13 protein-coding genes and 1 pseudogene are annotated in these 13,809 nt (G+C 57.1%); 5 read left to right on the top strand and 9 right to left on the bottom strand.

Annotated elements, in window-relative coordinates:
• Positions 1–8: 8 nt before the first annotated feature.
• Both AC0V6Z_RS12515 and AC0V6Z_RS12520 read right to left on the bottom strand, forming a co-directional pair.
• Positions 9–554, bottom strand: coding sequence for a pseudouridine synthase (locus AC0V6Z_RS12515; RefSeq protein WP_472640914.1), 546 nt, complete (start codon positions 552–554; stop codon positions 9–11).
• A 12-nt stretch (positions 555–566) separates the two neighbouring features.
• On the bottom strand, positions 567–2,174 hold the full coding sequence (locus AC0V6Z_RS12520; RefSeq protein WP_472638788.1) for a long-chain fatty acid--CoA ligase: 1,608 nt from the start codon (positions 2,172–2,174) through the stop codon (positions 567–569).
• A gap of 78 nt (positions 2,175–2,252) precedes the next feature.
• On the opposite strand from AC0V6Z_RS12520, the gene AC0V6Z_RS12525 reads away from it, so the two are divergent.
• The gene (locus tag AC0V6Z_RS12525; RefSeq protein WP_472638789.1) at positions 2,253–2,618 is read left to right on the top strand and encodes a hypothetical protein; all 366 of its coding nucleotides are present in this window, start codon (positions 2,253–2,255) and stop codon (positions 2,616–2,618) included.
• Here AC0V6Z_RS12525 and dnaE read toward each other — a convergent pair.
• Positions 2,601–6,201 (bottom strand): annotated as a pseudogene (dnaE, locus tag AC0V6Z_RS12530) (DNA polymerase III subunit alpha). The gene AC0V6Z_RS12525 and the pseudogene dnaE sit on opposite strands and share 18 nt — an antisense overlap.
• Positions 6,202–6,301: 100 nt before the next feature.
• Here dnaE and AC0V6Z_RS12535 point away from each other — a divergent pair.
• A complete protein-coding gene (locus AC0V6Z_RS12535; RefSeq protein ID WP_472638790.1) occupies positions 6,302–6,592 on the top strand; it encodes a DUF6958 family protein in 291 nt (96 codons plus the stop codon).
• A gap of 6 nt (positions 6,593–6,598) precedes the next feature.
• Here the strand turns inward: AC0V6Z_RS12535 and AC0V6Z_RS12540 are convergent, their stop codons facing one another.
• From AC0V6Z_RS12540 to AC0V6Z_RS12555, 4 genes are all read right to left on the bottom strand, one after another.
• Positions 6,599–7,078: a glutathione peroxidase gene (locus AC0V6Z_RS12540; protein WP_472638791.1), complete on the bottom strand. Its 480-nt coding sequence runs from the start codon at positions 7,076–7,078 to the stop codon at positions 6,599–6,601.
• Entirely contained in the window at positions 7,075–7,626 is a 552-nt protein-coding gene (locus AC0V6Z_RS12545; protein ID WP_472638792.1) for a hypothetical protein, read from the bottom strand. Before AC0V6Z_RS12545 ends, AC0V6Z_RS12540 begins: the two co-directional genes overlap by 4 nt.
• Before the next feature lie 96 nt (positions 7,627–7,722).
• On the bottom strand, positions 7,723–8,409 hold the full coding sequence (locus AC0V6Z_RS12550; RefSeq protein ID WP_472638793.1) for an ABC transporter ATP-binding protein: 687 nt from the start codon (positions 8,407–8,409) through the stop codon (positions 7,723–7,725).
• Complete coding sequence (locus tag AC0V6Z_RS12555; protein ID WP_472638794.1) at positions 8,402–9,643, bottom strand: lipoprotein-releasing ABC transporter permease subunit; 1,242 nt, start codon at positions 9,641–9,643, stop codon at positions 8,402–8,404. The genes AC0V6Z_RS12550 and AC0V6Z_RS12555 overlap by 8 nt, the downstream gene beginning before the upstream one ends.
• Positions 9,644–9,833: 190 nt before the next feature.
• Here AC0V6Z_RS12555 and purF point away from each other — a divergent pair, with 190 nt between their 5' ends.
• The 3 genes from purF to AC0V6Z_RS12570 all read left to right on the top strand — a co-directional run bounded on the left by purF (position 9,834) and on the right by AC0V6Z_RS12570 (position 12,586).
• Positions 9,834–11,306, top strand: coding sequence for an amidophosphoribosyltransferase (gene purF, locus AC0V6Z_RS12560; protein WP_472638795.1), 1,473 nt, complete (start codon positions 9,834–9,836; stop codon positions 11,304–11,306).
• A gap of 5 nt (positions 11,307–11,311) precedes the next feature.
• Entirely contained in the window at positions 11,312–12,025 is a 714-nt protein-coding gene (locus tag AC0V6Z_RS12565) for an SDR family NAD(P)-dependent oxidoreductase (protein ID WP_472638796.1), read from the top strand.
• Between the two features lie 219 nt (positions 12,026–12,244).
• Complete coding sequence (locus tag AC0V6Z_RS12570) at positions 12,245–12,586, top strand: PilZ domain-containing protein (RefSeq protein WP_472638797.1); 342 nt, start codon at positions 12,245–12,247, stop codon at positions 12,584–12,586.
• 17 nt (positions 12,587–12,603) lie between these two features.
• Here AC0V6Z_RS12570 and AC0V6Z_RS12575 read toward each other — a convergent pair whose 3' ends face one another.
• Both AC0V6Z_RS12575 and AC0V6Z_RS12580 read right to left on the bottom strand, forming a co-directional pair.
• Positions 12,604–12,852, bottom strand: a complete 249-nt coding sequence (locus AC0V6Z_RS12575; protein ID WP_472638798.1) for a serine hydrolase domain-containing protein — start codon at positions 12,850–12,852, stop codon at positions 12,604–12,606.
• A complete protein-coding gene (locus AC0V6Z_RS12580; protein ID WP_486176488.1) occupies positions 12,830–13,795 on the bottom strand; it encodes a serine hydrolase domain-containing protein in 966 nt (321 codons plus the stop codon). Before AC0V6Z_RS12580 ends, AC0V6Z_RS12575 begins: the two co-directional genes overlap by 23 nt.
• Positions 13,796–13,809: the final 14 nt, after the last annotated feature.

The following is a 13,809-nucleotide window of genomic DNA, read 5'->3' on the forward strand; positions in this document are numbered from 1 at the left end:
TTGGCTCCTCAAACTGCAATTTCGCGCCATTCACCGGGCGACAATCCCTCAACTGACCAATCTCCGACACTCCAGCGCACTAAGCGCAAGGTCGGAAGGCCCACGGCGGCTGTCATGCGCCGCACTTGCCGGTTCTTCCCTTCCGATATGCTCAGAGAAATCCAAGCATCTGGCACATTCTTGCGGAAGCGGATCGGCGGATCGCGATCCCACAACTCAGGTGAGTCAATCCTCGCTGCTTTGGCCGGTTTAGTCATACCGTCTTTCAGCTTCACGCCACGTCGCAGCGCCTCCAGCGCTTGCGTCTCTGGCTCACCTTCGACCTGCGCAAGATAGGTCTTTTCCGTCTTATAGCGCGGCTCGGCTATCTGGGACTGTAATCGGCCATCATCGGTCAGCAGCAACAGCCCTTCGCTATCCTTGTCCAGACGCCCAGCAGGGTAGACCGTCGGCATATCGATCAGACGCGCCAGCGTGTCTTGAACGCCTTCCTTGCCGCCGCTAAATTGCGACAGGACACCAAAGGGTTTGTTCAGCAGGATCAGCCGAGCGATTGCGGCGGCCTCCTAAGCGCCTTCGAGCTTATAATCGCTGAACCGGTCGCGCAGGTTCTTCTTGGAAATCTTACCTGTTGCTGTGTGCGGAATATCATCCACAAACTCGACCGCATCGGGCATCCACCATTTCGCGATCAGGGGTTTGAGATGCTCTAGCACATCGTTACTCGAGAGGTCCGCGCCCTCGTTCTTTACGACGAACAGCACGGGCCGCTCATCCCATTTTGGATGATACATGCCAATGCAGGCAGCCTCTGCAATGTCCGGATGGCCAACCGCCGCGTTCTCCAGCTCAACCGAGCTAATCCATTCGCCGCCTGATTTGATCACGTCCTTGGTGCGGTCGGTTAGTTGAAGGGTGCCATCGGGATGGATGATGCCGACATCGCCCGTGTCGAACCACCCCTCGTTGTTGACTGCATCCTGTTCGCCTTTGAAATAGCGCCGAATAATCCAGGGACCACGAATTTGTAACGCACCGGAAGCCACGCCATCGCGCGGCAATTCGGTGACCATATCATCAAGATCGACTGTGCGCAGTTCCACGCCAAAGATCGGGCGACCTTGCATTGCGGTCTTATCAACCTTTTGTTCAAACGTAAGCTCATCCCAATCATGGGTTGGTCCGCCAACCGTTCCGATTGGGGACGTTTCCGTCATACCCCAGGCGTGCTGCACCCGTGTGCCATTCTTCATCAGCCGTTCGATCATAAAGCGTGGACAGGCCGAACCGCCAATCGTTGCAGCTTTCAGCGGTGGCAGATCAATGCCTTCTTTGTCGCAATATTGGAAATGGGCGAGCCATACTGTGGGCACACCAGCGCTGTCGGTCACCTTCTCACGCAGCATCAACTCGTGCAAAACCGCTGGGTCATTGACGGTGGAGAACACGAATTTGATTCCCGCCATCGCGCCAGCATAGGGAAGGCCCCAGCTCGCCGCATGAAACATCGGCACCACCGGCAACATAACCGAGGCGCTGCTGAAATTGAACGTCGATGGCTGCAATCCGGCAACAGCATGAAGCACGGTCGAGCGATGCTCATACTGTACGCCCTTGGGATTGCCTGTCGTGCCAGAGGTGTAGCACAGCATGCATGGATCACGCTCGCCCACCTCGGCCCAATTGTATTCGCCATCTTGCGCGCCGATCCAGCTCTCAAATGCGTGACCATCAAAACCGTCAGCTGGATCGTAGCAAACATAGTGCTCAATCGTGGTCCAGCGGTCGCGCATCTTGTCGACGATGGGCTGGAAGGCGGCATCATACAGCAGCACTTTGTCTTCGGCATGATTGACGATGTATTCGAGTTGATCTTCAAACAATCGCGGGTTTACGGTGTGCAATACCCCGCCCATCCCAGCGACGCCGTACCAGCTAACAAGATGGCGTGAGTGGTTCATCGCCAGGCTGGCGACACGATCGCCTTTCTTCACACCAAGCGCTTCGAGGGCCTGTGCCATCTTCAAGGCATCAGCGCGAATGCCTGCCCAATTCGTGCGGGTCTCATTGCCATCGGCCCAGCGTGTTACGATTTCGCGGGTGCCAGATTCTCGCGCGGCGTGATCGATCACATGTGTGATCCGCATCGTCCAGTCTTGCATCGCTCCGAGCATTTATCCACTCTCCCAAATTCGTTGTTTGCCGTTCATGGCTTTGCTCATAGAGACTAGCGATCAGTCCGGGGCGCGCAAGTGATAGAGACGTTCACACAGTTAAAATTATGGCTGGTTGAAAACACCAGCCTAGCGAAGGATGCGCTGCACATTTATGTGGCGCTTGCCGTCTATCTTGGCTCCTGCCTGCTGCTGAGGTGGCGAGCGGCGAGCTTAAAGCCGTGGGCGCTGGTGCTGGCGATCACTCTGCTCGGCGAACTGTGGGATGCGCAAACCAGTCAAGCTCATGGACGTCAGCCCATTCCAGAGGCGCATTGGAAAGACGTTTGGAACACCATGATGGTGCCAACGATCCTGCTAATTGTAGCACGTTTTACCGCCGTGTTTGAGCGACCTGTAGAAGCAAATGAGCCGCCGAAAGACGACCTAAGCGACGAGCTTTAGGTTCGCGCGGCCTCGCAGCGGTTGCAACTCAACGTTCTCAATCCCTTCGATATCGGCGACCCGCTCGGCCAAATCACCGTCGAGAATGAAGCCGCGTCCAAGGCGCATATGCGCCTCCTGCCCGTCAGCCAGGATCAATCGCACAAGAACCTCTCCGGGTGCCTCTTCACCTGTAGTGAGCGACAGTTTCAGCTCGCTCAGCGCCTCAGCCCGGGTCACATCGGCGCGCATCATCATCGGAGTGCGTCCGCTCACGCTGGCGAGAGGCTTCGCCCCGCGCACCGTCAGCCGCGGTGGTTCACCGGGATTGGGCAGATCGAGCTCAACGGATAGTAGCAGGCACGCGCCCTCTGCCGCCCATTTCTCAAATTCTGGCACTAGGCTTTCTTCAAAGCAGGCGGCCGAAAATTGACTACTCGAATCGGAGAAATCCGCGCGCACAAATTCGCCGCCGCGTTTGGTCCGGGCCTTGTTCATACCCTCCACCATCGCTGCGATGACGGCGGTTCCGCGCCCACCGGGTGGAGCACCAGCCTCCATCAGACTTTGATACGTTCGCGCGCCATTGGCCGAGGCAACTTCGCGGTATTGCTGCACCGGATGGGCGGCAAAGTAGAATCCGAAATTCTCGCGCTCTTTCGCCATTTGCTCTGTGCGAGACCATTCCTCGGTCATTTTAAGGCGTAGTTCCTCTTGCGGTGCATTCTCACCGCCAAACAGAGCCACTTGTCCACTCGATCGCTCGCGCTCTGCCGCGTCCGCAATCGCCAGCAACATGTCTGCATTGGCGAAGATCGCCGCGCGGTTGGACTCCAGGCAATCAAGCGCGCCTGCCCCGACCAGACCTTCCAGCTGGCGGCGGTTCATGCTGCCCTGAGGCAGACGGTCGAACAGGTCTTGCAGGCTCTCAAACGGCCCGCTCGCTTGGCGCTCCGCGACAATCGCATCCATCGCCTTCTCACCGACATTGCGGATGCTTAGCCAGCGCATAGCGCACGCCGTACCCATTGTCGTTCTGCTCTACTGTAAAGCGCGCCTCAGAATGGTTGATGTCTGGCGGTAGAACCGTGATCCCACCCTCATCACCGGTGGGATAGCGCCGTGCATCATCGACAAAGATCGACAGCTTTTCCGACTGATGCAGGTCGAAACACATCGAGGCGGCGTAGAATTCCTCTGGGTAATGCGCCTTCAGCCATGCGGTTTGATAGGCGAGCAACGCATAGGCCGCCGCATGCGATTTGTTGAAGCCGTAGCCTGCGAACTTGTCGATCAAGTCGAACAATTCGTTGGCCTGTTTGGCTTCGATGTCAGAGCAGGTCTTGCACCCGTCAACGAAGCGCTGGCGCTGTGCGTCCATCTCGGCCTGGACCTTCTTACCCATCGCCCGGCGCAGCAAATCCGCGTCACCGAGTGAATATCCGGCCAGGATCTGCGCGGCCTGCATAACTTGTTCTTGATAGACAAAAATGCCGTAGGTTTCGGCGAGAATGCCCTCCAATTTCTCGTGCGGATATTCAATCGCGACTTCGCCCGCCTTGCGCTGACCAAACAGCGGGATGTTATCCATCGGGCCTGGGCGATAGAGCGAGACGAGTGCGATAATGTCGCCGAAATTGCTCGGCTTCACCGCTTTCAGCGTGCGCCGCATGCCTTCCGATTCCAGTTGGAACACACCGACTGTGTTACCATCCTGCATGAGATCATAGACCGCAGAGTCATCAAGCGGCAGTTCGCCAAGATCGATGGTGATCCCGCGCAGCTCCAGCAGGTCGACGGCCTTGCGCAGCACCGACAGGGTCTTGAGCCCTAGGAAATCGAATTTGACGAGGCCAGAGCTTTCAACATGCTTCATGTCGAACTGCGTCACTGGCATGTCAGAACGCGGATCACGGTACAGCGGCACCAACTGCGCCAATGGCCGATCACCAATCACCACACCCGCCGCGTGAGTGGAGGAATTACGCGGCAACCCCTCCAACTGCATCGCCAGATCAACCAGGCGCTTTACCTCATTATCATTGGTGTACTCCGCCTTGAAATCGGCCGCTCCATTAAGCGCGCGCGGCAATGTCCACGGATCGGTCGGATGGTTTGGCACCATCTTGCAGAGGCGGTCGACCTGGCCATAGCTCATCTGCAAAATCCGTCCGCAGTCGCGCAGGACCGCGCGTGCCTTCAGCTTACCAAAGGTGATGATCTGGGCGACGTGATCATCGCCATATTTCTGCTGAACATAGCGGATCACCTCGCCCCGCCGGGTTTCGCAGAAGTCGATATCGAAGTCCGGCATGGATACGCGTTCTGGATTGAGGAAGCGTTCAAACAGCAGACCCAATTGGATCGGATCAAGATCGGTGATGGTCAGCGCCCAGGCCACAATCGACCCTGCGCCTGAGCCGCGCCCCGGACCCACCGGAATGCCATTGTCTTTGGCCCATTTGATAAAGTCGGCAACGATCAGGAAGTAGCCGGGAAAGCCCATTTTGACGATTATGTCGATCTCGTAGTCGAGGCGCTCTTTGTATTCGAGCACATCCTCCCAAATTCCGTTCGTCCTGAGCTTATCGAAGGACTGCACTTCTTCTCTAAGCAATCTTGCCGAAGAGAAATGCAATGCTTCGACAAGCTCAGCACGGACGGCTTCCGGGTAGTAAGGCTTCAAGCGGTCCACCAACCCTGCGCGCGATTCCTCCGCCAACATTTTCGCCTCACCCTCCAAATCGCCAGCGAGGCTGGGCAGGATCGGGTCGCGATACGGCGGGGCAAAGGCGCAGCGTTGAGCCACTACGAGTGTGTTCGTCATCGCCTCTGGTATGTCGGCGAATAGCTCGTCCATCATCGGCGCGGATTTGACAAAGGCCTGCGCATTGGAGGTCGGGCGATCCTCGTTCTCGATATAAGTCGAATTGGCAATACACAGCATCGCATCATGCGCCTTGTGCATGTGCGGATCGGCAAAGTTGGACGGGTTTGTCGCAACCAGCGGCAGGTCGCGGGCATAGGCCAGCTCGATAAGAGCCTCCTCCGCCTTCGCCGCCGCGTCATCACCATTGCGTGCCAGCTCCACATAGAGCCGTTCCGGGAACAAGCGCTGCCAAGTATCGCACAGCGTATGTGCTGCCTCGATCTGCTCTTCCGCTAGCAATCGGGTGAGAGCGCCCTCGCCTGCGCCAGTCAGGGCGATCAAGCCATCGGTGCGACCTTCGAGCTCTTCTATGCCGACATGCGGATCCAGCTCCAGCGGGCGATCAAGGTGCGCCTTTGAAACAAGATGGCACAGATTGTCATAGCCCGCCTCGTCCTGAGCAAACAGCGGCAGGTAATCCACAATTGTGCGTTCACGCTCATCATTGCTCGGCCTTGCAACACCCAGCAATGTCCCGATGATCGGCTGCACACCCTCAGCCTTGCAGGCCGAGGCGAACATCACTGCACCATAGAGGCCGTTGCGGTCGCAGATGGCGATTGCGGGAAAGCCGCGTTCCTTGGCGAGTTTTGCAATCCCTTTTGGATCAATCGCCCCCTCCAGCATGGAGTAAGATGATAGAACGCGAAGCGGGATAAACGGAGCGAAAGCCATGCTTGCTACGCTACGATGCTGGCCCGCGCATTCAAGTGACAAAGGCCGCCCGCTTGGGGAAAAGCTGGGGGCAAGCTAATATCGAGCGCAGGAGGTGAAAATGAGCGACAAAATCGAGATTGAGAACGTCAACACTCCTGGGCGCACATCGCGCGTCAATGCGGCGAAATATCAGGATATGCGCCAGGCCTTTGAGCAAGCGCTGCCACGATCATCGCCAGGCCTGACCCAGGACGAAACCCGAAAGGCAGTCAAACCGCATTTGAGTGACGAACTTTTCCCTCAAGGCAAGACTTGCGGATGGTGGGCTAAGACCGTCCAGCTTGATCTGGAGGCCAAAGGCCTAGTGGTGCGCGAGTCGACGAAGCCGCTGCGATGGTTCTGGAAATAGGCAGCCTTACAGTAGCTTTTCGATGTCTTTCGCTATCGCCTCTGGTTTATCGGAAGAGCCATAACGCTTCACAACATTACCCTCACGATCGATCAGGAACTTGGTGAAGTTCCACTTGATTGCCGTCGTGCCCATGACCCCGCGTGCCTCTTTTTTCATCCAGTCGAACAACGGTGAAGCGTCCGAACCATTGACATCGACCTTCTCCATCAGCGGGAAAGTGACTCCAAAGTTGAGCTTACAAAATTCCTGAATTTCCTCGGCACTACCGGGCTCCTGCGCGCCAAACTGATTGCAGGGAAAACCAAGCACTTCAAAGCCCTTGTCTTTGTATCCTTGAAAGACCGCCTCAAGCCCATCATATTGCGGGGTAAAGCCACATTTGCTGGCCGTATTGACCACCAGCAACACTTGCCCCTTCTTATCGGCAAGGTCCAATTCCTCTCCGCGATTGGTGGTCACCTTAAAATCGGCGATAGTGGTCATAGTTCATCCTGGTCAGCGGTGTTGGGTTTCGGCCGATATAGAAAATCAAAGCTGGTTTGCCACGTAAGTCCGTGATCGGGTGAAGCTTCCCCGTGTTGACGCACGCTGCCATCTTCCTTCGGCGTGAAGGTCATGCGGATCAGCAAATGCGGGACAGTCGGCGATGGCCAATTACCCACCAGAACCATCGCGCCATCCGCAACACCGCCGGTAAACTCGACCGCAATCGGTGCGCTGCCGACCCATTTCTGTTTCCATTGCCCGGCAGCAGCGTCGTAATGGTTCAGGCTTGTCCCACCCGCGCCGGAAAGGGGCATCCAGTTTTCAAGCACCGCGCAGCCATTGTGCTTTCGTTCAATACGGCTGTTGGCGACCTTCGTTTCAAGGTCCGAGGCGCTGTAAACATCCCATTCCCCGAGCCAGAAATCGAAGCCAGCGTGCTTTTCTGTCTGGCAATTAGGCGGCGGGGCCGCAGGTGTGGCTGGCTGTTGAATAGCATCAGCGCCAGACGCCTGCAAAACCAACAGCAAAGCGCTCGAAATATTCATCAGCATATCGAGTTCCTTTCCACTATCGTGTGACTTGACGATTTGGCTTGGGACATAGGGCTTCGACAGAAGCCAGCCTGACGTCGCCAGATGTCACTATTCCAGCACCCCATCATGCAAGCGCACCACCCGGTCCATACGGGCGGCCAAACGTTCATTATGCGTCGCGACCAGAGCCGCACTGCCTTCGCCGCGCACCAGCTCAAGGAACTGTCCCAATACACGGTCAGAGGTGGTCTCGTCCAAGTTTCCGGTCGGTTCGTCAGCCAGCACCAATGTTGGTTGGTTGGCGAGCGCCCGCGCGACTGCAACGCGCTGCTGTTCTCCGCCAGAAAGCTGGCTGGGCCTATGTGTCAGGCGGTGCTCCAGCCCGAGTGAGGTCAGCAGGCTGTCAGCGCGTGCTTCAGCCGCTCCACGTTCCTCGCCAGAGATCATTTGCGGCATCACGACATTCTCGCGCGCATCAAAATCGGGCAGCAAGTGGTGGAATTGATAGACAAACCCAAGGTGATCGCGCCGCAAAGCCGTGCGTTTGTCCGTTGGCAATTTGCTTGCCTCGGTTCCCGCGATTGCGATTGAACCCTCAAACCCGCCTTCAAGCAAGCCAACCGCTTGCAGCATCGTCGATTTACCCGAGCCAGAAGGACCAAGCAATGCGACAATCTCGCCTGGCATAATGTCGAGGTCAACGCCGCGCAAAACCTCTATCGTTTGCTCACCCTGGGTGAAGCTGCGTTTGAGCCCCTTGAGCGAGGCAATTGGCGCTGCAGTCAGATTACTCATAACGCAACACCTGTACCGGGTCCGTGCTGGAGGCCTTGAGAGCAGGATAAAGCGTCGCGAGGAAACTCAGGATGAGCGCCAAGGCGACAATGCCCGCGACTTCCCATGGGTCTGTGCGCGATGGCAGGGCCGAGAGGAAGCGCACCTCAGGGTCCCATATCTGCTGCCCGGTGGACCATGCGATGAAGGTCACAATCGGCCCGCGGAAATAGAGGATGATGAAACCAAGCACTAAGCCGGCGGCGGTACCGATCACTCCAACCGTGGAGCCGGTTGTGACGAATATCTTCAGCAGACTGCGGCGGGTTGCCCCCATCGTGCGCATGATCGCAATATCGCGCGTTTTCGCGCGGACCAGCATCACAAGGCTAGAAAGAATGTTAAAGGCGGCCACGAGAACCATGAAACTAAGTGCAAAGAACATCGCAACACGTTCGACCTGTAACGCTTCAAAAAGGGCCGAGTTGATCGTCTGCCAATCCGACACAACCGCGCGCCCGGCGAGTTTTTCCTGAACCGGAGCCAGTATGGACCCGACTTTATCTGGGTCCTCCACCGTCACTTCAATCATACCGATTTTATCGCCCATCAACAGCAATTGTTGAGCATTCACGATCGGCATGATCACGAAGGTTTCATCATAGTCGTAAATGCCCGCTTCGAAGATCGTGACGACCTCGTAATCCACTTGTCGGATTGAGGTTCCGAAAGGCGTCGTGCGCCCTTGCGGATTGATGATCGTCAGGCTGTCACCGACGCGCGCACCGATATTCTGCGCCAGGCGCGAGCCAATCGCGATCCGCCGTTCGCCGGGGACCAAATCGGCAATGTTCCCCTGAACAACTGTGTCCGCAAGCCCTTCTATATCCTCGGCCGTATTACCGCGCACAAAGATCAGGTTTACCCGGCCATTGAGCGAGGCCATCAGTGGCTTTTCAATCAGCGGCGATGCATCGACCACGCCGGGAGTGGCACGCACATCGTCCAGCACGCCCTGCCAATCGCCCAGATCATCATTATAGGCCTGCACAATCGCATGGCCATTAAGCCCGGTGATTTTGTCCAGCAATTCCGCGCGAAACCCGTTCATCACGCTCATTACGACAACCAGCATGGCGACGCTGAGCATCACCACGCCCACCGATATACCGGCGACGAGCGCAATGAAGGCCTCCCCCTTGCCCGGCAAGAGGTAGCGTTTGGCGATCATCCATTCAAAAGGCGTTAGAAACAAAGTGATTAAAGCTCTGATCAATTGAGGCTTAACGCAGGCTGTAAGCGCGCTCTTCCGGCGGCGCAATGTATGGCGGCCACGCGCTTGTGTGAAAAACCCCGGTGAACGCCCTGCCTTATCGCTTGTAATTGAGTTGTAACATCGTCATTGAGGCCCGCATCCAGCAGCGGCGCTTTAGGCAGGATCAGCGATGAATTTCACGCACCCCTTTCATGATGAAGATGGTGACACTCTGCGCGAGGAGTGCGGTATCTTCGGGGCGATCAATTCGTCCGACGCTGCGGCGGCTACGGCTCTGGGCCTTCACGCCCTACAACACCGCGGGCAAGAGGCCGTTGGCATAACCAGCTTTGATGGCGAAACCTTCTTCTCACGCCGTGGCCAAGGGCAGGTTGCGGAGAATTTCTCCTCGCAAGAGGCGATTGACGAGCTTCCAGGCGGCATGGCGGCGGGTCACGTACGCTATTCCACCACTGGCGGTGCGGGTCTGCGCAATGTTCAGCCGCTCTATGCAGAACTCGCCAGCGGCGGCTTTGCGGTGGCGCATAACGGCAATATTTCCAACGCTCAGGCGCTGCGCAAGGATTTGGTTGGTCGCGGATCGATCTTCCAATCGACCTCTGACACTGAGGTGATCATCCATTTGGTGGCGACCTCGCGTTATCCCACAGTGGCAGACCGCTTGATTGACGCTCTGCGTCTGGTTGAAGGGGCCTATGCGCTGATCGTGATGACGCCAGAGGGTATGATTGCCTGCCGTGATCCACTGGGTATTCGTCCGCTCGTGATGGGCAAAATGGGCGATGCGGTCGTTTTTGCCAGCGAAAGCGTGGCCTTTGACGTGGTCGGCGCAGAGATGATCCGAGAGGTTGAACCGGGCGAGATGATCCAGGTTGATTTCTCTGGAGAGATCAAGCCTATCCGCCCATTTGGCGATCACAAACCGCGCCCCTGCATCTTTGAGCATGTCTATTTCAGCCGTCCGGACAGCTATTTTGCCGGGCACAGCGTCTATGAAGCGCGCAAGGCCATTGGTGCCGAACTCGCCAAAGAATCGCCTTGCGATGTCGATCTGGTCATCCCGGTGCCCGACAGCGGCGTTCCCGCAGCCATCGGCTATGCTCAGGCATCAGGTCTGCCGTTTGAGCTTGGAATTATCCGCTCCCACTATGTTGGGCGAACTTTCATTCAGCCATCCGACACAGCCCGCCATGCGAGCGTTAAGCGGAAACACAACGCCAATCGCGGCCTGGTCGAGGGCAAAAAGATCGTGCTGATCGACGATTCGATTGTACGCGGCACCACCAGCCTTCGCATTGTTGAGATGATGCGCGAAGCCGGGGCGAGCGAAGTGCATTTCCGCGTAGCCAGCCCGCCGACGGCACACAGCTGTTTTTACGGGGTCGACACCCCGGAGCGCTCCAAATTGCTCGCAGCCCGGATGGAGCTGGAGCCGATGCGCGACTTTATTCAGGCAGACAGCCTTGCGTTCATCTCGATTGACGGACTGTACCGCGCGGTTGGGGCCAAGGGGCGCGACAAAGCCTGCCCGCAATTCTGCGATGCGTGTTTCACCGGTGACTATCCAACGACGCTCACCGACCTTGATATGGGCGAGCATGAGCCAGCCCAACTGCCATTTAGCGATCACAAAGCGGCGTAAATCACATGACACAGGACAAGCCGCTAAGCGGTAAAACCGCGCTTATTACGGGCGCTAGCCGAGGTATTGGCGCGGCCACAGCGCAAGCACTGGCTGCTGCGGGTGCGCATGTGATTCTGGTCGCGCGCGATGTAAAGGCGCTCGAGGCGATCGAAGACAGGATCCATGCGGTCGGTGGGACTTCGACGATCGCCCCGGTTGATTTGACCGAATCTGACGCCGTCACTCGTCTCGCCGGTGCTATTGGCGGGCGTTGGGATGTGCTAGACTATCTCATCATTTCAGCGGCCTATTTGCCGGAGTTGTCACCGGTCACCCAGATCGATCCCAAGCTTTACAACAAAGCGCTGGTGACCAATGTTGTCGCGACGCAGGCATTGCTCGCCTCGTTTGATCACCTACTGAAGAAATCCAAGGCGGGCCGCATCATCGGCCTCACCAGCAGCGTTGGCGCGGCCCCTCGACCATTCTGGGGCGCTTACGGCTCGACCAAGGCAGCTTTCGACAATTTGATCCTCAGCTACGGCGCAGAGGTAGAGAAACTCGGCAATACCCGCGTGGCCATCCTTGATCCCGGCGCGACTCGCACTGAAATGCGTGCACGCGCCTATCCGGGAGAGAATCCAGAGACGGTCAAAGAGCCCGCAGTGGTCGCTGAACGGATCACAGCACTACTCATTGAAGGCTTTGAGACCGGTCATCGCGAACGCGTCGATTAGTCCTCAGCGCCCGGGCAAGCACCCACAACCATTTCAATTCGTTTGATAAGCGCGCCTCGCGCGGCGCATTTCGTATGCGCATCCTGGCTGCGTCGCTCGTCTGGTAAATATCTGGTAACCATGTTTGACAACTCGCCCTTAACGTTAGGGGCCGAATTTGCGCCCCAAGACCGACCGGCAAGAGACCACAAGCTGATTGGAAATAAGGGTACGCATCCTATGCAGACCGAACACGACCGTTACACATTGGCAGCGCAAGAAGACCGCTGCTCACCGCGCACAAAGCTAACGATACCGGCAACTTTGCGGGCGTCGGGTGGCCGTGCGTTTCAATCCGTTGTCCACGATCTGTCGATCTCCGGCTTTTCAGCCGCGTCGATCAATCGCATGCACGAAGGCCAATTGTGCTGGTTGACCCTGCCTGGCCTCGAATCGCTACAATGTGAAGTCGTATGGTGGGAAAACTGCGTCGTTGGCTGCGCGTTCAATGAACTGCTTAGCCCGATCGTGCATGACAACATCCTGCAACGCTACAGCGAAACCGGCGCTTACCGCCGTTGATTCTTCGCATTTGACGCTCAATCAATCGCGGCGATCTTCGCTGCGATGCCGCCCCATTTGACGCGGTATTCGCTGCTGGTTGCGGTTGGCCAATTGCTGACCACTGCCAACACCAATTGCTCTGATGGCACGATTGTAATGGATTGGCCAAAGATGCCCCGAGCGCCATAATTACCGCCGGGATAGGTCCACCATTGGTAGCCATAGCCAAAGCCACCATTTTGGAAATCGACCTGGGCTGCGCTAAGCAGCGGCAAACCAGCCATCGGGCACAATACCCTCACCCCCTCCTTCTAGGGCGAACAAGCCCATCCTGGCATAATCGCGCAGACGCAGTGACAGGCAACACCCGCCTACATTGCCGCCGCGTGGATCGGTCATCCAAAACAATCCGCCTTCAAAGCCAGCGGGCTCAACGATCTTAGTTTGCGCATATTCAGCGAGGGGCAGGCCGATAGCGTTCTCGACAACCATTCCAATCAGGTTGGTCTCGCCTGTGCTGTAATTCCATTTCTCACCCGCTGGTGCTGCTCGGCCCAATTGCTTCATTTGTTCTACGATCGCATTCGGCCCAAACTCGACAACGAAACGATTGAGCTGCGCCACATCACTAGTCGGATCGGTGTAATTCTCATTCCAGGCTACGCCGCTTGTCATTGTGGCGAGCTGCTTGACTGTTACGCCGTCGTAGGAAGAACCAGCCAATTCCGGCACGTATTGGGTGATCGGATCATCCAAGCTGCCGATAAAACCATCGGCGATTGCTGCACCGAGCAGGGTAGAGGTGAAGCTCTTCGCGACGGAAAAGCTGGTCCAGCGGTCCTCTGCTCCCAGGCGAAGGCTGTAGCTTTCAAAGCGGGTTGTCCCATTCTTGATGACCATCACGCCAGAAGCGCCCGATTGCGTCATCAGTTCAATAATTTCAGCCTGAAGTGCAGGTGGCAGCGGCGCTCCATTGGGCAGCTCGCGCGGATTGGCAGAGGCAGGAACTTCATGACCCGCAAACCAGCTTTCCATCTCGCGAAAACGCGCCGAACGGGTTTCATCATCCCAAAACAGCACCTGCAGTTCTGATGGATCACGTGCTGGCGGAGTGACCAATTGCACTGGCTCTGCCGCGGCAGTGGTTTCCACAGGTCCGCTGTAGCTCGCCGAACATCCTGCAATTGCAAGTGCGGCAATCCCGCTGAGTAGTGTCTTGGTGATCATCATCTGCGCCCTGC

The organism is Erythrobacter sp. SN6-5 (assembly GCF_057364945.1).

Excerpts from the sequence above, each read along its gene's own strand:
- AC0V6Z_RS12575 (WP_472638798.1), bottom strand. The coding sequence starts at position 12,852 with ATGGCTGGTTTGCCGCTGCTTAGCGCAGCCCAGGTCGATTTCCAAAAT.
- AC0V6Z_RS12550 (WP_472638793.1), bottom strand. The coding sequence starts at position 8,409 with ATGAGTAATCTGACTGCAGCGCCAATTGCCTCGCTCAAGGGGCTCAAA.
- purF (WP_472638795.1), top strand. The coding sequence starts at position 9,834 with ATGAATTTCACGCACCCCTTTCATGATGAAGATGGTGACACTCTGCGC.
- AC0V6Z_RS12580 (WP_486176488.1), bottom strand. The coding sequence starts at position 13,795 with ATGATCACCAAGACACTACTCAGCGGGATTGCCGCACTTGCAATTGCA.
- AC0V6Z_RS12540 (WP_472638791.1), bottom strand. The coding sequence starts at position 7,078 with ATGACCACTATCGCCGATTTTAAGGTGACCACCAATCGCGGAGAGGAA.
- AC0V6Z_RS12570 (WP_472638797.1), top strand. The coding sequence starts at position 12,245 with ATGCAGACCGAACACGACCGTTACACATTGGCAGCGCAAGAAGACCGC.
- AC0V6Z_RS12545 (WP_472638792.1), bottom strand. The coding sequence starts at position 7,626 with ATGAATATTTCGAGCGCTTTGCTGTTGGTTTTGCAGGCGTCTGGCGCT.
- AC0V6Z_RS12535 (WP_472638790.1), top strand. The coding sequence starts at position 6,302 with ATGAGCGACAAAATCGAGATTGAGAACGTCAACACTCCTGGGCGCACA.
- AC0V6Z_RS12520 (WP_472638788.1), bottom strand. The coding sequence starts at position 2,174 with ATGCTCGGAGCGATGCAAGACTGGACGATGCGGATCACACATGTGATC.
- AC0V6Z_RS12565 (WP_472638796.1), top strand. The coding sequence starts at position 11,312 with ATGACACAGGACAAGCCGCTAAGCGGTAAAACCGCGCTTATTACGGGC.